20 protein-coding genes are annotated in these 18,784 nt (G+C 72.7%); 15 read left to right on the forward strand and 5 right to left on the reverse strand.

Annotation, left to right across the window (positions count from 1 at the left end; all coding sequences use genetic code 11):
• The first annotated feature begins 4 nt into the window (after positions 1-4).
• From QSK26_RS13335 to QSK26_RS13345, 3 genes are read left to right on the forward strand one after another with little or no spacing between them, the layout of a single operon-like run.
• Positions 5-388, forward strand: a complete 384-nt coding sequence (locus QSK26_RS13335) for a YbaB/EbfC family nucleoid-associated protein (protein WP_285775402.1) — start codon at positions 5-7, stop codon at positions 386-388.
• On the forward strand, positions 385-735 hold the full coding sequence (locus QSK26_RS13340; protein ID WP_285775403.1) for a hypothetical protein: 351 nt from the start codon (positions 385-387) through the stop codon (positions 733-735). Before QSK26_RS13335 ends, QSK26_RS13340 begins: the two co-directional genes overlap by 4 nt.
• A gap of 2 nt (positions 736-737) precedes the next feature.
• Positions 738-1,679 (forward strand): hypothetical protein, encoded by a 942-nt coding sequence (locus QSK26_RS13345; protein WP_285775404.1) that lies wholly within the window; start codon positions 738-740, stop codon positions 1,677-1,679.
• Here QSK26_RS13345 and QSK26_RS13350 read toward each other — a convergent pair.
• From QSK26_RS13350 to QSK26_RS13360, 3 genes are all read right to left on the reverse strand, one after another.
• Positions 1,657-3,336, reverse strand: coding sequence for an IucA/IucC family protein (locus tag QSK26_RS13350; RefSeq protein ID WP_285775405.1), 1,680 nt, complete (start codon positions 3,334-3,336; stop codon positions 1,657-1,659). The genes QSK26_RS13345 and QSK26_RS13350 overlap by 23 nt on opposite strands.
• Before the next feature lie 17 nt (positions 3,337-3,353).
• Positions 3,354-4,982, reverse strand: coding sequence for an IucA/IucC family protein (locus tag QSK26_RS13355; protein WP_285775406.1), 1,629 nt, complete (start codon positions 4,980-4,982; stop codon positions 3,354-3,356).
• A 61-nt stretch (positions 4,983-5,043) separates the two neighbouring features.
• Positions 5,044-6,207, reverse strand: a complete 1,164-nt coding sequence (locus tag QSK26_RS13360) for an ATP-grasp domain-containing protein (RefSeq protein ID WP_285775407.1) — start codon at positions 6,205-6,207, stop codon at positions 5,044-5,046.
• 241 nt (positions 6,208-6,448) lie between these two features.
• Between QSK26_RS13360 and QSK26_RS13365 the strand changes: the two genes are divergently transcribed.
• The 5 genes from QSK26_RS13365 (at position 6,449) to QSK26_RS13385 (ending at position 10,050) form a co-directional block, all read left to right on the forward strand.
• Positions 6,449-6,787, forward strand: coding sequence for a hypothetical protein (locus QSK26_RS13365; RefSeq protein WP_285775408.1), 339 nt, complete (start codon positions 6,449-6,451; stop codon positions 6,785-6,787).
• Between the two features lie 2 nt (positions 6,788-6,789).
• A complete protein-coding gene (locus tag QSK26_RS13370) occupies positions 6,790-8,196 on the forward strand; it encodes a sensor histidine kinase (protein ID WP_285775409.1) in 1,407 nt (468 codons plus the stop codon).
• Positions 8,193-8,852, forward strand: a complete 660-nt coding sequence (locus QSK26_RS13375) for a response regulator transcription factor (RefSeq protein WP_285775410.1) — start codon at positions 8,193-8,195, stop codon at positions 8,850-8,852. Before QSK26_RS13370 ends, QSK26_RS13375 begins: the two co-directional genes overlap by 4 nt.
• Positions 8,853-8,956: 104 nt before the next feature.
• Positions 8,957-9,199, forward strand: a complete 243-nt coding sequence (locus QSK26_RS13380; RefSeq protein ID WP_285775411.1) for a hypothetical protein — start codon at positions 8,957-8,959, stop codon at positions 9,197-9,199.
• A gap of 122 nt (positions 9,200-9,321) precedes the next feature.
• Positions 9,322-10,050, forward strand: coding sequence for a hypothetical protein (locus QSK26_RS13385; protein ID WP_285775412.1), 729 nt, complete (start codon positions 9,322-9,324; stop codon positions 10,048-10,050).
• Between the two features lie 198 nt (positions 10,051-10,248).
• On the opposite strand, the gene QSK26_RS13390 is transcribed toward QSK26_RS13385, so the two are convergent.
• Entirely contained in the window at positions 10,249-11,346 is a 1,098-nt protein-coding gene (locus QSK26_RS13390; RefSeq protein ID WP_285775413.1) for a DUF1700 domain-containing protein, read from the reverse strand.
• Entirely contained in the window at positions 11,343-11,672 is a 330-nt protein-coding gene (locus QSK26_RS13395; RefSeq protein WP_285775414.1) for a PadR family transcriptional regulator, read from the reverse strand. The genes QSK26_RS13390 and QSK26_RS13395 overlap by 4 nt, the downstream gene beginning before the upstream one ends.
• 188 nt (positions 11,673-11,860) lie before the next feature.
• Here QSK26_RS13395 and QSK26_RS13400 point away from each other — a divergent pair, with 188 nt between their 5' ends.
• The 7 genes from QSK26_RS13400 (at position 11,861) to QSK26_RS13430 (ending at position 18,762) form a co-directional block, all read left to right on the forward strand.
• The gene (locus QSK26_RS13400) at positions 11,861-12,001 is read left to right on the forward strand and encodes a hypothetical protein (RefSeq protein WP_285775415.1); all 141 of its coding nucleotides are present in this window, start codon (positions 11,861-11,863) and stop codon (positions 11,999-12,001) included.
• Positions 11,998-13,332: an amidase gene (locus tag QSK26_RS13405; protein ID WP_285775416.1), complete on the forward strand. Its 1,335-nt coding sequence runs from the start codon at positions 11,998-12,000 to the stop codon at positions 13,330-13,332. The genes QSK26_RS13400 and QSK26_RS13405 overlap by 4 nt, the downstream gene beginning before the upstream one ends.
• 309 nt (positions 13,333-13,641) lie before the next feature.
• Positions 13,642-14,355 carry a hypothetical protein gene (locus QSK26_RS13410; RefSeq protein ID WP_285775417.1) on the forward strand — a complete coding sequence of 238 codons (714 nt, stop codon included), beginning with the start codon at positions 13,642-13,644 and terminating at the stop codon, positions 14,353-14,355.
• Between the two features lies 1 nt (position 14,356).
• Positions 14,357-15,055 carry a class F sortase gene (locus QSK26_RS13415; protein ID WP_285775489.1) on the forward strand — a complete coding sequence of 233 codons (699 nt, stop codon included), beginning with the start codon at positions 14,357-14,359 and terminating at the stop codon, positions 15,053-15,055.
• A 270-nt stretch (positions 15,056-15,325) separates the two neighbouring features.
• Entirely contained in the window at positions 15,326-16,324 is a 999-nt protein-coding gene (gene nudC, locus QSK26_RS13420; RefSeq protein ID WP_285775418.1) for an NAD(+) diphosphatase, read from the forward strand.
• 103 nt (positions 16,325-16,427) lie between these two features.
• A complete protein-coding gene (locus tag QSK26_RS13425) occupies positions 16,428-17,423 on the forward strand; it encodes a sugar-binding transcriptional regulator (RefSeq protein ID WP_285775419.1) in 996 nt (331 codons plus the stop codon).
• 256 nt (positions 17,424-17,679) lie between these two features.
• Positions 17,680-18,762, forward strand: a complete 1,083-nt coding sequence (locus QSK26_RS13430; protein WP_285775420.1) for a substrate-binding domain-containing protein — start codon at positions 17,680-17,682, stop codon at positions 18,760-18,762.
• Positions 18,763-18,784 lie beyond the last annotated feature (22 nt).

Here is an 18,784-nt window from a genome sequence, read left to right on the forward strand (position 1 = left end):
CCAGATGAGTGATGAACCCGCGGATCACGGGAATGTGCTGGAACAGTTCGCCGCCATGCAGGAGACGGGCGAGGCGGCGAACGGCTGGGTCAAGGTACAGGTGGACGGCACCGGCGACATGACAGGGCTGGTGATCGAGCCGAGGGCAATGCGCCTCTCCTCGCACGAGCTCGCCGAAGCCGTCAGGGAGGCGTTCGGCCAGGCCAGGGCCGCGGTGAATCAGCGGGTCGAGGAAGCCATGCCGGAGGTCATGCGGCAGAGCGCGCCCGAGCTTCAGGTCACCCTGAAAGAGGTCGAGGCCAGTGCCCAGCGTGGCCTGAACGAGATGCTCACCCTCGCCGGCGAGCTGTCCGGCAAGCTGGACCGGCTGATGCGGCAGAACCCGTGAGCGCCCCGGGCGGATCGGACGGCCTGAACGTCGTCCCGGGCAGCCGCCTGGTCGCCGCGGACGGGCTGTCCGGTGCCGCGGACGAGCTGGAACGCACCATGCGGGCCATGCTGTCCGCGGTCGCCGCTCCGGGACAGCAGACCGGTCACCCCGACTGGCCCGGCACCGAACTGGACAAGGAAGCCGTGAAATTCGTCCAGACGGCGCAGCAGGCGTTCGGCACGGCCCTGCGGCAGTTGCGGGACGTCGCCGGCGGAACGGCCCTGATGGACGTGAACCACAACCGCGCCGAGCAGGCCAACGTCTCCACCATGAACACGACGAAGACGGCGATCGAGGAGATCTGACCTTGGAACTTCCTGCCCAGTTGCAAGAGGTCTACAAGATGGTCGAGCCGGACGCCCCCTGGCCCGGGTCGGAGGAGGACGACCGGCAGCGTTTCGCCCGCGCGGGGGGCTTTCTGGACGCCTCCGCCGGGGTTCAGAAGACCACGGCGCTGGCGGACCCCGCCGCGGCTCACGTGCGCCTGGCCGGCAACACCGGCCAGGACGTCGACGCGTTCGACGAGTCCTGGGGCAACGAGGGCGTCAGCAAGGAGTTGCAGGCCCTCGGGAACGGGACCGCGCAGGCCGGCATCGCCACCTTCATCGAGGTGGTGTGGCGGAACATCTGGAAGTACATCGTCATGTACGCGTGCCTGTCGTTGCTGGTCAGCTTCATCCTGGCGTTCATGTCCGGCCCGGCCGCCATGAGCCTGGTGCGCGAGGCGCGCACCCTGGCCACGCGCAAGGGCCTGCGCGCCGCGCTCGAACTGGTGCGGAAGCACATCGGCGACCTCGCCGTCGGCACCATGTCCAGGGCCGCGCGCAACATGGTCGGAATGCCCGTGCTCATCTCGCCCGGCGTGGTGCACGCGGCGGACATCGGCGCCGGGGACAACGACCCTTTCATGCAGGAGGCGACCGAGGCGGTGCTGAAGGAGACCCCCGAGGGGCGGGAGGCGCTCGCCTGGGCCAAGGAGCACAACGTCAGCGTTCTCTACCAGAAGCGGAGCCACACGGAGGGCGAGGACTCGACCTACGACCCCTACCTGAACTCCATCCTGCTCAACACCGGGTTCAGCGCGTCCGACCCGTTCGCCCCGTCCCCCGGTCACAACTCGCCGCACGGGCTCGCCGAACGGTTTATCGGCGAGGTCGCCAACGCCAAGACGCGGACCGAGCAGCTCAACACGGACGGCCCGCTGGAGACGCTGCTCTACGCCCCCTTCACCGCGTCGATGTTCCGCTAGGCCGCAACGGGTTGCCGATCGGCACGTAGCCCGCCGCCCGGTCGGCGGAGCGGGCCCAGCGTACGGAGAGGTTCGCCTTGGCGGGCAGGGGCGCGCCGCCGAGCAGGTCGCGCAGCCTGCCCGCCCGGCCGTGCCCTTCGGCGTAGCCGGTCAGGACGCGCCCGGCCGTCGCCCACAGCTCCGGGAGCAGGCCGGTGCCGTGCGCGACGGTGGCGGCGATCTCGGCCAGGTGGTTGACGAAGAGGCAGTAGGCGACGCGGTTCCAGCCCCGCTCGGCGTCGTAGGTGAGGGCCGCGCGCACCTCGGCGGGCAGGGCGGCGGGCAGCGGGCGGCCCGGGAACCTGGCGTTCTCCGGGCCGGGGGGCGCGGTGCTCTCCGGGCCGGGGGGCGCGGTGCTCTCCGGGCCGGGGGGCGCGGTGCTCTCCGGGCCGGGGAGCAGCTTGGTGCCCTCCAGGTCGCGGAAGACGGCCTCGGCGGGGAGGCCGTCCGCGTCGAGGCCGACGAGAACGTTCTGCAGGTGGGGTTCGAGGACGACGCCGTGGGTGAGGTAGGCGTCGAGCGCGGGGAGGGCGACCCGCCGCACGTAGGCCGTCCACCAGGCCACCGGGTCCGCCCGGCAGGCGGGCGGGAGGTGGCCGGCGGCGAGCGCCCCGGAGAGGACCGGGGTGACGCCGGGGGAGACCGCCGACCGGGGCCCGGTACGGATGATCACGCCCAGCCCTTCCAGCAGGGCGGTGCCGAGCCCGGCCGAGCGGTAACCGGGTTCCGGCAGCCAGCGGGTACCGGGAAACCTGGCGGACAGGTCGCGGAACACCGGGTCGAGCAGGGCGGTGAGCGCCACCGCGCCTTCCAGTTCGTACCACGCGTTCTTCCGCACGCAGTTCGTGATCCGGACGTTCAGGCTGAACTTCAGGCAGGTTCCCGACTCCGGTTCGAACACCGTCCGCACCGACGACGTGGGCGTCACCGGGGCGCGCCCGTCGCCGAGGTCGAGCAGCCGCCCGTCGCCGAGCGGCCCGGCCAGCGCGCCGCCGAGCAACTCCACCTGCCACGGGTGCGCGGGGAGCAGCGTGTACCCGGGCGGGGCGTCGCCGAGCCCGTCGAGCACGGCGGTCTCGCCGCGCGACACCACGACGTCGTCCCGTACGGCCAGCAACCTGAGCGGGAACGCGGCGTGCGCCTCCGGGGCGTAGGCGAGCCAGTCGTCACCGCCGCGTGCCTTCGGCGCCGGGTGGAACGGGTGGCCGAAGAGCAGCGCCTGTTCCGAGGCGAGCCACGGGTCGGCCGGCGGTTCGGCGTCCAGGCGGGCCTTGGCCATGGCGGCGATCGCGTCCTGGCTGGCGGCGACCTGCCCGGCGAACTCCTCGTTGCCGCCGTCCGGGGTGGACAGCTCCGTCTCGACCAGCCGGACCAGCCGGTCCACGCCGAGTGGCCGCCACGCGTCGCCGTCCAGCCATTCGGCCGGACCGGTGAACCGCAGCGCGAGCCCGCCGCCGGCGGGGACCCGCAGCCGCGTCCCGGCCAGGCGCAACGTCAGGTACGGCCCCTCCGTGCGCGCGCCCGGCCCGGCCAGCTCACGCGCGCAGCAGCGGAGCAGGGCGGCCAGGGTGGCTTCTTCGGCGAGCGTGACGGGGGAACCGGACACGAGGCTGTCCACGGATGGAGGTGCTCCCTTCACTGGGTCGGGCGGAAGGCGCGGCGCAGGTAGTTGGGCCCGCTCGTGCCGTAGTACTTGTTCACGTCGGCCGCCCCGGTGCGCGACTTGGCGACCAGCGTCCCGGCGATGATCATCGACTTGCCGACCAGCCGCGCGGCGTCGAGGGTGCGGGCGCGCAGCAGCCGGGCCATCGGGTCCTCGCCGTGTTCGTCCAGCGCCGCGGCCAGCGTCCCGGCCACCATCCGGCGGGCCTGCCCGGCGGGCAGCGCGCCGAAGGCCACCGCCGCCGCCGCGAGGTGCAGCGTGATGGTGACGAACACGTCGGCGAGCGCGTGCGGGTCGCGGGTGAGCAGCCGCCGGTCGGCGAACTCCGGCACGGCGTGGCCCGCCGCGCGCAGCCGGTCGGGCAGGACGAGCAGCCCGTCGTTGTCCTTGACCAGCAGCTTCATCCCCCCGTCGAACAGCAGGGACAGGTTCTGCTGGTGGGCCTCCAGCGCGACGCCGTACCGCACCAGCAGCGTCACGTTCCAGCGCAGCAGCAGCGTCAGGTACTCCTGGAGCAGGCCGGCGACGTCGCCGCCGGAGAGCTCCTCGATCACCGTCCGGCCGCCGGGGGCCGGGGCGAGCAGCGCCGCCACCGGCACGATCCGTCCCCGGGGCAGCCTGCGGACCATCCAGCCGAGGTATTCGTGACCGGCGTGCCCGTAGGTCTGCTCGTCGGCGAGCACGATCCCGCCGAAGCCCGCCGCGATCTCGCGCAGCAGCGTCTCGGCCCGCGCGCCGTCGGTCAGCGTGCCCGGCTTGATCGACCGCCGGTTGCGCAGCCCCAGCGTGCTCGTGGCCAGCGGCAGCTTGAGGTGGGTGTCGCGGCGCACCTGCACGGTCCGCATCGACAGGGTGGGCCGCACCGCCAGGTACGGCTCCCGCCCCACGGTCACCCCGGGGATCGCCGCCACCTCCGGCACGCTGAGCGGATGCACGGGGAACAGCACGTGCGAGTCCGCGAGCCTCCCGTCCAGCCCCACCTGCACGAACCCCGGCCGCCACGGCGGCGACGCGCCGTGCACCCGCTCCGCGGGCACCGCCGCCCACCGCAGCTCGAAGCCGGGCGCGAACTCCGGCGCGTAGGCGAGGAGCTGCGCGTCCGACAGCCCGTGCCGGGCCCGCGCGGTGGGGTAGACGGGGTGGTCAGCGAAGGCGGCGAGGATCTCGTAGTCGATGGGGTCGCGGTCGTCCGGGGTGCGGCCGATCCGGGGCAGCACGGCGTCGCGGTGGGCGTCGTGCAGGTCGAGGGCGCGGAGGGCCGCGTGGCATTCCGCCGCGAACGCCGTCACCCCGGCCGCGTCCGCCGGGTCGGCGAACTCGGCCAGCGCGCGCAGCACGTCGTCCAGCGCGAGCGACTCCGCCGGGTCCACGACGAAGTCCTGGAAGAGCGCCGCCGGCATCAGCTCCTCGGACACCGCCGGCGCGAGCCGTACGTCGATCCCGCCGGGCAGTTCCAGCACCACGCGGTCCTTACGTCGCCGCACCCGCCCGCTCAGCCCGCGGTAGTCCTCCCTGAGCAGGGCGTTCAGCACCCGCGCCGCGAGGTAGCCCTCCCGTCCGCGCCCCTCCGCGTGCCGCCCCGCCGGCCTTCGGCCGCTCACGCGGCCCTCCGCGACGGGGGCGTCCCCGGCGGGCGTCCGGCCGCCTCCCCGGGGGGCGGCTTCATGCCACCACCCAGGGATGCCGGGCGCGGAACGACTCCAGGGTGGCGTTCACGTCGTCGCGGTCCGGGCCGATGGCGCGGATGATGCCGAGGTAGTCGCGGTTGGTGCCGGAGTGCTCCACGTGTTCGCCCACGGTGCGCAGCGGCCGGTGCCACAGCCGTACCTTCTCGCCGTCCGCGGGGGTCAGCTCGGGCGGCGCGGCCGTGATCGTCCCGGACCGGCCCGCGGTCAGGCTCACCGCCGCGCCGAACGTCCCGGACACGGGCGGCACCGGCACCGGCTCGCCCGCGTGCACCCGCAGGATCCACTCGAACAGCGGCACGCCGAGCAGATCCGCGAGCAGGAAGTCGCAGTGATCCCCGATCGCCCGGTAGTTGACCTCGACGATCCGCGGCCCGCCGCCGGTCAGCACGTACTCGGTGTGACACGCGCCGAACCCGACGCCCAGCGCGGCCAGCGCGTGCAGCACGTGCTGCTGCTCGGCGGCGTCCGGCGGCGCCCAGTCCAGGCGCTCCTCCACGAACCGCGGCGGCGGCCCGAGCGTGGTCGCGAACCCGCCGAGCACCCGCGTCGTACGGCTGTCGCCGAGCGTTTCCAGTGTGCGCAGCGGCCCGCGCAGGTACTCCTCGACGACCAGGGCCTCGCCCGGCCGCCGTGCCCGGATGTCCCGCACGGCGGTGACCAACTCGGCCGTGTCGCGCACCAGGATGACGTCCTCGCTGGCCACCCCCTCGCGCGGCTTGACCACCGCGGGCAGCGGCGCCTCGTCCGGCACCGGGTCGCCCGGCGCCAGCCGCGCCGACCACACCCGCTCCACGCCGGCCTCGGCGAGCCGGCGCCGGGTGAGCGCCTTGTTCTTGGCCGCCGCGCAGGCCCGCCAGTCCTTGCCCGGCAGGCCGAAGTAGTCGGCGGCCAGCGCGGTCTCCGCCTGGACGTGGTCGGAGTTGCTGAAGATCGCGTAGGGCCGGTGGTGGTGCGCGATCACGTCGATCACCGCGCGGGGATCGCGAACGTCGCAGGCCAGCACCTCGGCCCCGCCGTCCCGATATCCGTCCGGCCGATCGGTCAGAATGGTCACGTCGAACCCCAGGGCCCGCGCGGCGGGCAGGAAGCCGTGCGCGACCGAGTCCGTCGGTTTGAGCGCGGTCAGGTACAGCCGCACGCAGAGCACCCCTCAGATCAGGTAAGCCTAACCTAACTCGATGATCCTAGCTTGATCGAGATCTCGCCGTGTGGCGAGTAACGAATGTCGCTTATTTCCCTTCCTTGTCGTCGGGGGCATCGGTGAGGGGGCAGGTAGATGAGAGGCTTCTCATGGTCGTCTCACGAAGTTCTCCTGTATGGCGACCTACCGTGGGGTCATGACCCGCCGGATGGCTTTGATCGCAGTACTGGTTGGGGCGATGGCCGCTGTCGCCGCGATGGCGGGCCTCGTCTGGGCGATGGGCAGCGACCCGCCCGACCTCGGTGGCACCGTGGTCGTCTCCGACGAGCCGCTCGGGACCTCCCCCGCCTCGCCGGCCTCCCCACAGCCCTCGTCGCAACCTTCCACGGACCCTCCGACGGGCACCCCCTCGGCCACCCGGCCGCCATCCCCCTCCCCGACCCCGAACCGGTCGAAGGCGACCGAGGGCGGCGGCCAGCCGGTCAAGCCGCCGCCACCGCCTCGTGGCGGCGGCGATGACGACGATGACGACGACCAGGGCGACGACGATGACGATGACGACGGCGGGGATGACTGAACGTGAGTGCACGGGCCCGGATCGTGGGCTGGATGCTGCTCGTCGTCGCCCTGGCGCTGCTCATCTCGGTCTTCGCGACCTGGACGATCATGCTCGGCCGGTTACAGGGCCAGGTGGACGTGGAACTCAGCAACGAGAAGGAGAAGCTGGCGACCTATATCGACAAGACCGTGGAGACGACGGGGACGCGGGATCTCGGGGCGCTGCTCGAAGGGCACCTCACCTTCAACGTCCCCGACCGCTATGAGACGTTCTTCACGATCCTCGACGCCAAGCCGCACAAGCGCACCTTCGCCACCCCGCCCGACACGCTGGACAGCGACCCCGAGTTCATCGCCAAACTGGCCGCCGTCGACCGGCCCATGTACGACTGGGTCGAGAGCGACGCGGGCCGGGTCCGCTACGCGGTCTTCCCGGTGCGGTCCGGCGCGCAGCGCGGCGCCTTCGTGGCGGCGATGTTCTACGACTTCCGCCGCGAGGACGTGGTGGAGGCGGTGCAGGCGCAGGGCATCACCGCGCTGGTGGCCCTGGCGATGGCGGGCGGCGTCGGCTGGTTCGTCGCCGGCCGGGTGCTCGCCCCGGTACGGCTGGTCCGCCAGACGGCCGAGCGGATCAGCGACTCCTCCGACCTCACCCGGCGGCTCGACGTCCCGGGCAACGACGACGTCGCCGCGCTGGCCCGCACGTTCAACCACATGCTCGACCGGCTGGAACGCGCCTTCGCCGCGCAACGCGAGTTCGTGGACGACGCCGGGCACGAGCTGCGCACGCCCATCACCGTCATCCGCGGCCACCTGGAGTTGATGGGCGACGACCCGGCCGACCGGATCGAGACCATCGCCCTCGTCACCGACGAGCTGTCCAGGATGAACCGCATCGTGGACGACCTGCTCACGCTGGCCAAGTCCGAACAGCCCGGCTTCATCGCCATGGACGAGGTGGAGGTGGCCGACCTGACCGTCAGCGTCCTCGCGAAGGCGCGGGCCCTCGGCGAGCGGAACTGGCGGGTGGACGAGGTGGCCGACCTGAGCATCCTCGCCGACCGCCAGCGGCTCACCCAGGCGCTGATGCAGCTCCTCGCCAACGCCTTCCGGCACACCGCGCAGGGCGACCTGATCGCGGTCGGCTCCGCCGTACGGGGGGCGTGGGTGGAGTTGTGGGTGCGCGACGCCGGGCCGGGCGTGCGGCCGGAGGACCGGGAGAAGATCTTCGGCCGGTTCGTCCGGGCGGGCAGCCGCCACCACGAGGGCGCCGGCCTGGGGCTGGCCATCGTCCGGTCGATCGCCGAAGGCCACGGCGGCAACGTGCGGGTCGCGGACGCCGACACCGGCGGCGCGCTGTTCACCATCTCCATCCCCCTCGGCGCGGCCCCGAGGGTTTCCCCCGTCTACGCCGAGGAGACGAGTTGAACCGCATCCTGATCGCCGAGGACGAGCTCCGGATCGCCTCGTTCCTGGAGAAGGGGCTGCGCGGCAACGGTTTCGTCACCACCGTCGTCGAGGACGGCATCGCGGCCTTCGACTACGCCGTCAGCGGCGAGTACGACCTGCTGATCCTGGACATCGGCCTGCCCCTGCGCGACGGCTTCACCGTGCTGCGCCGGCTGCGCGAGGCCAGGACCACCATCCCGGTCATCATCCTCACCGCGAGGGACAGCGTCGCCGACACGGTCGCCGGGCTGGAAGGGGGCGCCGACGACTACATCGCCAAACCCTTCGCCTTCGAGGAACTGCTGGCCCGGGTACGGCTGCGGCTGCGCGCCGACCGGGTGCCCGAGGTCACCGTCCTGCGCGTCGGCGACCTGTCGCTGGACCTCAGAGCCCGCCGGGTGCACGTCGGCGACCGCGCGGTGGACCTGTCCACCCGCGAGTTCGCGCTCGCCGAGGTCTTCTGCCGGCACCCCGACCAGGTGCTCACCCGCGAACAGCTCCTCAGCCACGTCTGGGGGTTCGACTTCGACCCCGGCTCCAACATCGTCGACGTCTACGTCCGCTACCTCCGCCGCAAGATCGGCAACGAGCGGATCCAGACCGTCCGCGGCACCGGTTACCGCCTGCGCGCCTGACTTCTCCGCCGTCGTCCGGCGATCGGCGACTTCGGTCGCTGGTCGCCGGAACCGGTCCCCGGTTACGTTCGACACGTGATCGACGACGACTCGGGGAGGGCGTGATGGACGAGGGGCGGTACCGGCTGGCCATGCTTCTTGTGCTGGCCGCGGGCGTCTGGGAGGGGCCGCTGGCGATCGTCTTCCGGCTCTTCACCGACAAGGCTCCCACCGTGCTGACCGCGGCCAACTACCTGCCCGCACCCTGGTGCTACGTGGCCGCGTGCGCCGCCGTGCTCGCCGCCCTGGCCGCGCTCGCGCTCCTGAACACCGGCCACAAGAAGGCGCTCGCACGGGCGAAGGGCTGACCACCTACGGCCGGCGGCCGGATGTGAAGCCTCTCATGTAGAGCTCACAGCGGACTCACGGGCCCGCTCGAAGCTTGAGTCATCCGCGGAAAGGCCGCGGGGATCGACTCAGGAGGAACATCATGACTCTCGCGCTTCGCCGGGCCCTGATCACCGCCGGCCTCGTCCTCGGCACCGGCGCCACCGCCGGCGTCCTCATCACCCCCGTCCCCGCCTACGCCGCCACGATCGCCTTCGACGACCGGGATGACCGCGATGACCGGGATGACCGCGATGACCGGGACGACCGCGATGACCGGGACGACCGGGACGACCGCGATGACCGCGATGACCGCGATGACCGGGACGACCGCGATGACCGCGATGACCGGGACGACCGCGATGACCGCGATGACCGGGACGACCGCGATGACCGCGACGACCGCGATGACCGTGACGACCGGGACGATGACCGCGACGACCGCGATGACCGCGATGACCGCGATGACCACGATGACCGGGACGACGACCGCGATGACGACCGGGACGACCGTGGTGAGGTGGCCGGTGCCGGGGGTGGGGTGTCGGGTGACGACGACGCTGCCCGGGGTGGGGTGGCCGCCGGTGAAGGCGGTACCGCCGGGGACGACGTCGCCGCTCAGCGCGGTGGGGTGGCCGCGAGCACGGTTGGCGGGAATGGTGACGACGCCGCTCCGCGTGGCGGGGTGGACGCGGGCGCCGGCTGGGTGAAGACCTCGGCGGCCGAGGAGCAGGGTGTGCCCGCCGCGCTGGTGATCGGCGGCATCGCCGGGATCGGCGTGCTCGCGGGCGGCGGCCTGTGGCTGCGGCGCAGGGTGGAGTCGGGCATCTGAACGACATGACCCGCACAGCAGAGACGAAGACGCTCCCCCAGGCCGCGACGGTCGCGAGGCTCCCCGCCCCGCGGCCGTCGCGGCCGTTCGCAGCCTGTGCCGTCCACGGCGAACGGCGACGCGCCGGCGCCGGAGACGTCCCCGGGTGCGCCTCCGCGCCGGACGGGGGCCGGAACCACGGCGCGGTGCCGCGGCCGGCTAGGACCCGCCGGACGAGGGCGAGGGGGACGACGGCAAGGCCGGGCTGGGCGAGGCGGATGCGGTCGAGGCCGGACCGGGCGCCGCTGGGATCGGTCCAGGCGTCCCGGGCGTCGCGGGGTGCGGCGGGGGTGGGGTGTCGGCCGGGGGCGCCTCCGCCAAGGAGGCCGGGCCGGGCGACGGGCTGGGGCAGATCGACTGCGGACCGGGGAACACCCCCGTCGCGTCCGGCTGCGTCGGCTCCATCGGTACGTCGGAGAAGTAGGAGAAGAGCCGGAGCGGATACTCGTTGGCGAGCGGCGGGTCCGCCAGGCAACGCTGGTCGAGCGCGTATCCATACATTTCGGGGTCCAGCGTGAGCGGCCGGCCATCCTGGTCGTACAGGCGAATCCCGTGCAGCGGAGTGCCGTCCTCGGCGTACGGATAGAGGTTGTAGACACCGTCGAACGCGCTGACCGGTACGGGCGCTTTCATCTGCGCCGCGTACGGTCTCGGCTCGGAGTTCGTGGTCGACACGGTGAGCAGCACGCCGAACAGCAGCACGCCGCCCGCCGCGTTGGCGGTCACCGCCGTGAGCCGCCACCAGAACCTGGGCCGCTCCTCCAGGGTGCGCCTGCCCAGCCACACCGACACCCAGACCACGCCGAGCGCGAAGGCCCAGGCGGCCACGTCGTCGGGCACCAGCACGGTCGACCGGTGCAGAACGGACAGTGCGAGAGCGGCGATCACGTACCCGCGCACCACCCACCAGCCGGGCCGCAGTTCCGGTAGGAAGGCCGTGAGCTGCCGGTACGGCGTCAGCCGGAGCAGCCGGTCGTGGGTGTGCCGCGCGGCGCCGGTCACCCGGTCGCGCACCTGGGAAGCCACGCTCCGCCGGTCGTGACGTGTCTCGGCGCCCGCGGGCTTGCCTTCGTAGGCGGCCCGGAGCTCGGCCGCGTACGCCTCGGGGGTGCCGAGCCGCTCGTCCAGCGGCACGTCGGACTCCGCGGCGACCTCGGCGAGGTGGTCGTCAAGGTCCTCCAGCAGCTCGTCCCGGTCGGCCTCCGGCAGATCGGACAAGGCGTCTCGTACGGCTTGCGCGTATTCGGGCGGGTTCATCGCGCACGCAGCTCCTTGAGCAGGTGGTCCATGGTTTCGGCGAATGCGGACCAGGTCTTGGCCGAGGTGGCAAGGAGGTCGCGGCCGTTGTCGTTGAGGCCGTAGTACTTGCGATAGGGACCCTCGTCGGAAGGCACCACGTAGGACGTGAGGGCGCCGGCCTTGAACAGCCGGCGGAGCGTGCCGTACACGGAGGCGTCGCCGACGTCTTCCAGGCCGGCCTCGCGGAGCCGGCGCACGACGTCGTAGCCGTAACTGTCCCGCTCGTTGAGGACGGCGAGCACGGCCACGTCGAGCACACCTTTGAGCAATTGGCTACCATCCACGCGATGCACGGTACTGCGCTATGCGTAGTACCGCAAGATCGTCCCCCGGTTCCGGAGCTTCGGGGTGGGCCTCAGATGGACTTGACGTCGTGCCGGTTCTCGCAAGACGATAACCCGAACGAATGGGCCAAACGTTTGGGCAATCGGTAACCCAAACGTTTGGCCAGGAGAAGGGACGAGGCGACGGGATGCGTGTGAGTCCGGTACGGGTGGGCGGGTTCGGCCCGCAGGTGGGAGTCGGCGACCGCGAGCGCGGCGCGGCACGGCCGCCGGAACCGGCCCGCGCGGTCCTGCCCGGTCACCGTCCCAGCCCGGGCTTCCCCCGGTGACGCGGGTGCACGAGAACACGATCGCCGAACTCGCCGCCCGGTTGCGGTCCGGCGCGGTCTCCGCCGCCGAGCTGGCCCGCCGTACCCTGGACGCCGTCGCCGGGCGGAACGCGGAGCTGGGCGCGTTCGCGGCGGTGGACGCCGAGGGGGCGCGCGAGGCGGCCCGGCGGGCGGATGCGGAGCTGGCCGCCGGGGTGGACCGCGGGCCGCTGCACGGCGTCCCGGTCGCGGTGAAGGACAACATCGACGTCGCCGGCCTGCCCGTCACCAGGGGGTCCGCGCACTTCGCCGGGCGCGTCGCCGAGCGGGACGCCGAGTGCGTACGGCGGCTGCGTACGGCCGGCGCGGTGATCGTCGGCACGACCACCATGCACGAGGTCGCCTACGGCCCCACCGGTGACCGGTCGGTGCACGGACCGGCGCGCAACCCCCGCGACCCCGCCCGGATGTCCGGCGGGTCCAGCGGCGGCGCGGCGGTCGCGGTCGCGGCCGGGCTGGTGCCGCTGGCGGTCGGCACCGACACCGGCGGCTCCGTCCGCATCCCCGCGGCGCTGTGCGGCGTGGCCGGCTTCAAGCCCGCGTTCGGCGCGCTGCCCACCGGCGGCGTGTTCCCGCTCGCCGCCACGCTGGACCACGTCGGCCTCATCGCGGGCACGGCCGCCGACTGCCTGCTCGCCTACCGGGCGCTCGTCCCGCTTCCCGGGCCGCCGCGCCGGGAGACGCCCGCCAGGATCGGCTGGGCCGAGCCCGGTCCCGGCCTGCCGATCGCGCGGCCGGTCGCCGCCCTGGCCAGGCGGGCGTTGCTCGGCCAGGACGTGACCGGCGTGGAACTGCCCGCCCTCGACGAGCTGCACCGCGACTTCGCCGCCGTCCAGAGCAGCGAGGCGTACGCCGTGCACGCCGACCGGGTCGCCGGCCGCCCCGAGCTCTTCGACCCCGAGGTGCTGGACCGCCTGAAAGGCGCCGCGGCCATGCCCGGCTGGCGATACGTGCGGGCCCTGGCCGCACGGGATGGGCACCGCGCCCGGTTCGACGACCTCTTCGCGCGTTTCGACCTGCTCGCGCTGCCCACGGTCGGGATCACCGCCCCGCCCCTGGACACCCGGCAGGTCGAGATCGACGGCGTCACCGTGCCGGTACGGGACACGCTGCTGGCCCTCACCAGCCCGTGGAACCTCACCGGCCTCCCCGCGCTCACCGTGCCCGCCGGCACGCTGGACGGCCTCCCCGTGGGGCTCCAGCTCGTCTGCCCGCCGGGCCGCGAGCACATGCTCTTCGCCGTGGCCGATCTCCTCCGGCCGGCCGCCCTGGAAGGAACCCTCGACGCGTGACAGCCCAGGTCACAGCAGCAGGTTGAGGATGAGTGTGAGCAGCAGGGACAGCAGGAGCGACACGGCGATCATGGTGAGACAGCCGGCCGCCCCGCCGAGGAAGCGCACGTCCCGGTTCCCGAAGCGCATGTGATCCTGCTACCCCGGACAGGGCGGTCCAAGGGGCGCCGGGGCGAGATTTGGAGAACGACCTACCGACCGACAGATGGATGGGAAGCCTCTCATATCGGGCTCACCTTGGGCTCACGGGTCCACCCAAAGCTTGAGTCATCCGCGGACAGGCCGCGGGTTCCGACCAGGAGGAACATCATGACTCTGGTACTTCGGCGGGCCCTTCTCACCGTCGGCCTCGTCGTCGGCACGGGCGTCACGGGCACCGTCCTCATCCCCCCGGCCCCCGCCCTCGCCGCCCCGTCCCTGGCCGACGCCCGAGACGATGACGACGACGCCCCGCGCGGCGGCGTGGACACCGGCAAGGGCGGCGTCTCGCGGGACGACGATGACGATGACGACTGCGCTCCGAGGGGTGGCGTGGACACCGGTAAGGGTGGCGTCTCCCGCGATGACGACGATGACGACGACGCCCCGCGCGGCGGCGTGGACACCGGCAAGGGCGGCGTCAGCCGGGACGACGACGATGATGACGACGGCGCTCCGAGGGGTGGGGTGGACACCGGCAAGGGCGGCGTTTCTCGCGATGACGACGATGACGACGACGCCCCCAGGGGTGGCGTGGACACCGGTAAGGGTGGGGTCAGCCGGGACGACGATGACGATGACGACGGCGCTCCGAGGGGTGGGGTGGACACCGGTAAGGGTGGCGTCTCCCGCGATGACGACGACGATGACGACGGGTCCGCTCCCAGGGGTGGGGTGGACACCGGTGCGGGTGGTACCTGGGTCGAGGTGTCGGCCGAGTCCGGCGGGGTGCCGGCGGCGGCGATCGCGGCCGGGCTCGTCGGGCTCGGGGCGCTGGCCGGCGGCGGCATCTGGCTGCGCCGCAGGAACGGGGCGGGTGCCTGAGATGGAGCCGCTCCGCACGGGCGCCGGTGCCGGGCGCGGGACACGCAACCCCGCGGCCGTCGCCGCCCTCACCGCCGTCATCGCGATCACCGCCGCGGGATGCTCCGCGACACCGGTCACCGGCGCCGCCGCGCCGCCCCCCTCGGCCGCCGGGAACGCGGTCGAGATCCCCCTCGCCGTCTCGAACGGCGCCGCCGAGGCCCAGGTCGTCACGCCCGCCGTCAGGCAGGCGGCCGCCCCCAGGGACGTCGCCAAGCCCGTACGGCTCCGCGTACCGGCCATCGGCGTCAACACCGGGGTCATCGGCCTCAAACTGGACAGGTCGGGACGCCTGGTCGCCCCCAAGCGGTTCGACAACGTCGGCTGGAACGTCGCAGGGCCGGAACCCGGGGAGCCGGGCGTGGCGGTCATCGCCGGGCACGTCGACTCGCGCACCGGACCGGCCGTCTTCTACCGCCTCCGGCAACTGAAGAAGGGCGACACCATCCGGGTCGAGCGGGCCGACGGCAGCGCGGTCACCTTCAAGGTCCAGCGCCTGGCCCGCTACCCGAAGAACCGCATCCCCAACGCCCAGGTCTACGGCAGGAGCAGTAAGCCCGAACTGCGGCTGATCACCTGCGGCGGCACCTTCGACCGCAGCCGCGGCAGCTACCGGGACAACATCGTGGTCTACGCCGCCCAGGCGAAGGAGGTCCGCTGATCCCTGGCCCGCCCGCCCGCCGTACCGCCCCCGCCGCCCGGCGGAGCGGACGGCGGGCGGCCGGCTTTCCGGACGGCGCTCCCCCCGGACGGCGCTCCCCCGGACGGCTCTCCCCCCGGATGGCTTTCCCCCGGGAGGTTTTTCCTCGGGAGGTTTTCCACAGCCCGAGGCGCCACGCGCGGTCCTCGTCCACCGCCGGCGCGGGTGGAGAAAGAGATGCCCATGGGGCGACATAGGATGGGCCACGGCTCATAAAGGGGTGGGGCGAGCTTGGAGATCGTGGCAGACGAGGGCCTGTTGGGACCGCTGCTTCTTGCGCGCAGTGCGATCGACCGGTCGGCGCTGCTCCGCAACGACGCGGAGTGGCTGAAGCGGGTCTGGGCCGACGAGGCGACCAGGGTGCTGGTCGTGGACGAGGGCAGGTCGCTGGTCAGACGGACCGGCGAGCAGATCGAGGTCGTCCTGACCACGCCGGGGGAGGCGCCGCAGGGTGAGCGTTACCTGCTGGGCGTGGACCCGGGCGGGGTCGCCTACTTCGCGGTCTCGGCGCCGCTCCCGGGGACGGACCCGGGGCGCGAGCAGGGCAACGGCGCGGCGCAGCCGCCGCGGATCGTGGCCCCGGTGCGCCCGGCCGACCTGGGCGAGGGCGAGACCGTGCCGGCCGGGCTGCGGCAGGTGGGCTCGCTGCTCGGAGACCGCGACGCGGGGCTGATGGTCTACGCGGTGGCGCTGGAGGCGTGGCACGCCACGCACGAGTTCTGCCCGCGCTGCGGCAGCCGTACGGTGGTGAAGGCGGGCGGGCACATGCGGTCCTGCCCGCAGGACGGCAGCCAGCACTTCCCCCGGGTGGACCCCGCGGTGATCATGCTGGTCCGCGACGACGACGACCGCTGCCTGCTGGCCCGCGGGCCGGAGTGGCCGGAGGGGCGGTTCTCGGTGCTGGCCGGGTTCGTGGAGCCCGGCGAGTCGCTGGAGCACGCGGTGATGCGCGAGGTCGCCGAGGAGGTGGGCGTCAAGGTGCGCTCGCCGCGTTACATGGGCAGCCAGCCGTGGCCGTTCCCGAGGAGCCTCATGCTCGGCTTCTTCGCGCACGCGGTCTCCACGGAGATCGAGTGCGACGACGACGAGATCGCCGAGGCGCGCTGGTTCACCCGTGCCGAGCTGGTCGCCGCGATGCGGTCCGGCGAGATCCGGCTCCCTCCGGAGGTCTCCATAGCCCGCCGCCTGATCGAGACGTGGTACGGCGGTCGCCTGGAGGGCGACTGGTAGGGCTGACCTGGGGCTAAGCTGTGTCCCCTCGGCGCGGCGATATAATCGAGCGCATCCGTTCAGCACACATGTTCAGCTGACCGCGGGAACAGGAGCACGCGCGATGAATGCCGCCGATCCCCAGCAGCGCCCTGTTCCCGACCCGGCCGACGGGCAGGGTTCCGCGCGCTTCCCCCAGGAGCTGATGTACGCCGCGGCCACGCAGTACTACCTCGACGACGCCACCCAGGCCGACATCGCCAAGCGGCTCGGCGTGAGCCGGGCGACGGTCAGCCGGCTGCTCACCGAGGCGCGGCGGCAGGGGATGGTGGAGATCCGGGTGCACCGCCCGGCCGGTGTGGAGAACGGGCCGCTCGCGACCGAGCTGGCCGACGCGCTGAAGCTGCGGCGGGTCTACCTGGTGCCGAAGGCCGGCGGCCCGCGGGTCGGTCCGTGGCTGGCGCCCGGCCTGGCCCGCGCGGTCGCGGCGGCCGGGCTGGAGTCCGGCGACACCGTGCTCGTGTCCTCCGGCAGCACCGTCTACGAGTGCGCCCAGGAGGGAATCGGCCACCTGCCCGGGGTCACCATCGTCCCGGCCGTGGGCGGCATGGAGGAGCCGCAGCCCTGGTTCCAGACGAACGAGACGACCCGCATCCTGGCCGAGCGCGTCGGCGGGGTGCCGAGCTATCTCTACGCGCCGGCCCTGCCCGGCCCCGAGCTGTTCAACTCGCTCCAGCACGAGCCCTCCGTGCGCCGGGTCATGGACCTGTGGGCGCACGCCCGGTGCGCCATCATGGGCGTCGGCTCCGCGCCGCTCTCCCGTCAGGTGACGCCGGCCTTCGTGCCCTCCGACGCGCCCAGCCTGCGGCACGCCGTGGGCGACGTGTGCTCGCGGTTCTACGACCGAGACGGCGAGCCGGTGGGTTATCCCGGCAGTGACCGCCTGGTCGCGGCGAGCCTCGCCGACCTGCGCCGCATCCCGGTGTCGATCGCGGTCGCGGTCGGCGCGGAGAAGGTCCAGGCGATCATCGCCGCCGCCCGTGGCGGCTATTTCAACCAGCTCGTCACCGATGTGCTCACCGCCGAAGGGCTCCTCGCCGCCCTCCGCCGGGCCCGGTAACCGACGTCTTCTCCCAGCTCACCGCATGGGTGACGCATGGGTGAAATCCCTGAACACTTTTGCTGGACAAACGTTCTGGGCCCGCGCTAGCGTGAGCGGAACCACAGGAGGTGCCCGTCGCCGCCTACGTTTCACGAGGTGGTGGGGCCGCCCGTCTTGTCGCGCTCGGGGAGCACCCGAGGGGTGCGGAGCGGTGTCTCCGGCGACCGGCGAGCGTTCGGATCGTCCGTGAGGACGGAGCAGTGAGGAAGAATCCGTGATCAAAGCTCAGGTACGGGTGACGGCGATCGCCGCACTGGCCCTCGTCGCAGGTTCGGCGCTCTCCGCGTGCGGTGGATCGGACGCGGGCGGCGGGACGACCGGCGCCGGGAGCGCGGACGGCGCCAAGATCGCCTTCCTCATGCCGGACCTCGCCTCGACCCGGTACGAGCTGGCGGACCGGCCGCTCTTCGAGGCCAAGATCAAGCAGCTGTGCGCGTCGTGCTCGGTCATCTACCAGAACGCCGACTCCGACGCCGCCAAGCAGCAGCAGCAGGCGAACTCCGCGCTGGCCCAGGGCGTCAAGGCGATCGTCATCGACCCGGTGGACTCCGCGGCGGCGGCCACGATCGTGAAGACGGCGCAGTCGCAGAACGTCCCGGTCATCGCCTACGACCGCCCGATCCCGGCCACGCCCGCCGACTACTACATCTCCTTCGACAACGAGAAGATCGGCGCGATGATCGCCCAGTCCCTGGTGGACCACCTCAAGCAGGAGAAGGCGACGGGCGGGATCCTCCAGGTCAACGGGTCCCCGACGGACGCGGCGGCCGGTCTCATCAAGAAGGGCATCCACAGTGCGGTCGATCCGAGCGGCCTGAAGCTGCTGGCGGAGTACGACACGCCCAACTGGCAGCCGTCCTCGGCCCAGGAGTGGGTCAGCGGGCAGATCACGAAGTTCGGTGACCAGATCGCCGGAGTCGTCGCCGCGAACGACGGCACCGGCGGCGGCGCGATCGCCGCGTTCAAGGCGGCCGGCGCGAAGGTGCCCCCGGTGACCGGGAACGACGCGGAGGTGGCCGCCGCCCAGCGCATCATCGCCGGCGACCAGTACAACACCATCTCCAAGCCGATCAAGATCGTCGCCGAGGCGGCCGCGGATGTCGCCTACCAGTTCGCCCAGGGCAAGAAGCCGGCGGGCAAGACGACCCTGTACGACACGCCCTCCCAGCTCTTCGTCCCGACGGTCGTCACCAAGGAGAACATCAACGAGGTGCTGTTCCAGAGCGGGATCATGAAGGCCGCTGACGCGTGCACCGCCGACTACGCCACGGCCTGCGCGGACCTCGGCATCAAGTAGCGGCCCGTGCTCCGCCCGGGAG

The sequence above is a fragment of the Microtetraspora sp. NBRC 13810 genome (genome assembly GCF_030268685.1).
In the GTDB taxonomy this organism is placed as follows: Bacteria; Actinomycetota; Actinomycetes; order Streptosporangiales; family Streptosporangiaceae; genus BSRQ01.

Bases quoted from the DNA above. Each gene is read 5' to 3' on its own strand.
- QSK26_RS13335 (WP_285775402.1), top strand. From the start codon at position 5: ATGAGTGATGAACCCGCGGATCACGGGAATGTGCTGGAACAGTTCGCC.
- QSK26_RS13365 (WP_285775408.1), top strand. From the start codon at position 6,449: ATGGCCGCTGTCGCCGCGATGGCGGGCCTCGTCTGGGCGATGGGCAGC.
- QSK26_RS13380 (WP_285775411.1), top strand. From the start codon at position 8,957: ATGGACGAGGGGCGGTACCGGCTGGCCATGCTTCTTGTGCTGGCCGCG.
- QSK26_RS13385 (WP_285775412.1), top strand. From the start codon at position 9,322: ATGACTCTCGCGCTTCGCCGGGCCCTGATCACCGCCGGCCTCGTCCTC.
- QSK26_RS13390 (WP_285775413.1), bottom strand. From the start codon at position 11,346: ATGAACCCGCCCGAATACGCGCAAGCCGTACGAGACGCCTTGTCCGAT.
- QSK26_RS13400 (WP_285775415.1), top strand. From the start codon at position 11,861: ATGCGTGTGAGTCCGGTACGGGTGGGCGGGTTCGGCCCGCAGGTGGGA.
- QSK26_RS13410 (WP_285775417.1), top strand. From the start codon at position 13,642: ATGACTCTGGTACTTCGGCGGGCCCTTCTCACCGTCGGCCTCGTCGTC.
- QSK26_RS13415 (WP_285775489.1), top strand. From the start codon at position 14,357: ATGGAGCCGCTCCGCACGGGCGCCGGTGCCGGGCGCGGGACACGCAAC.
- QSK26_RS13425 (WP_285775419.1), top strand. From the start codon at position 16,428: ATGAATGCCGCCGATCCCCAGCAGCGCCCTGTTCCCGACCCGGCCGAC.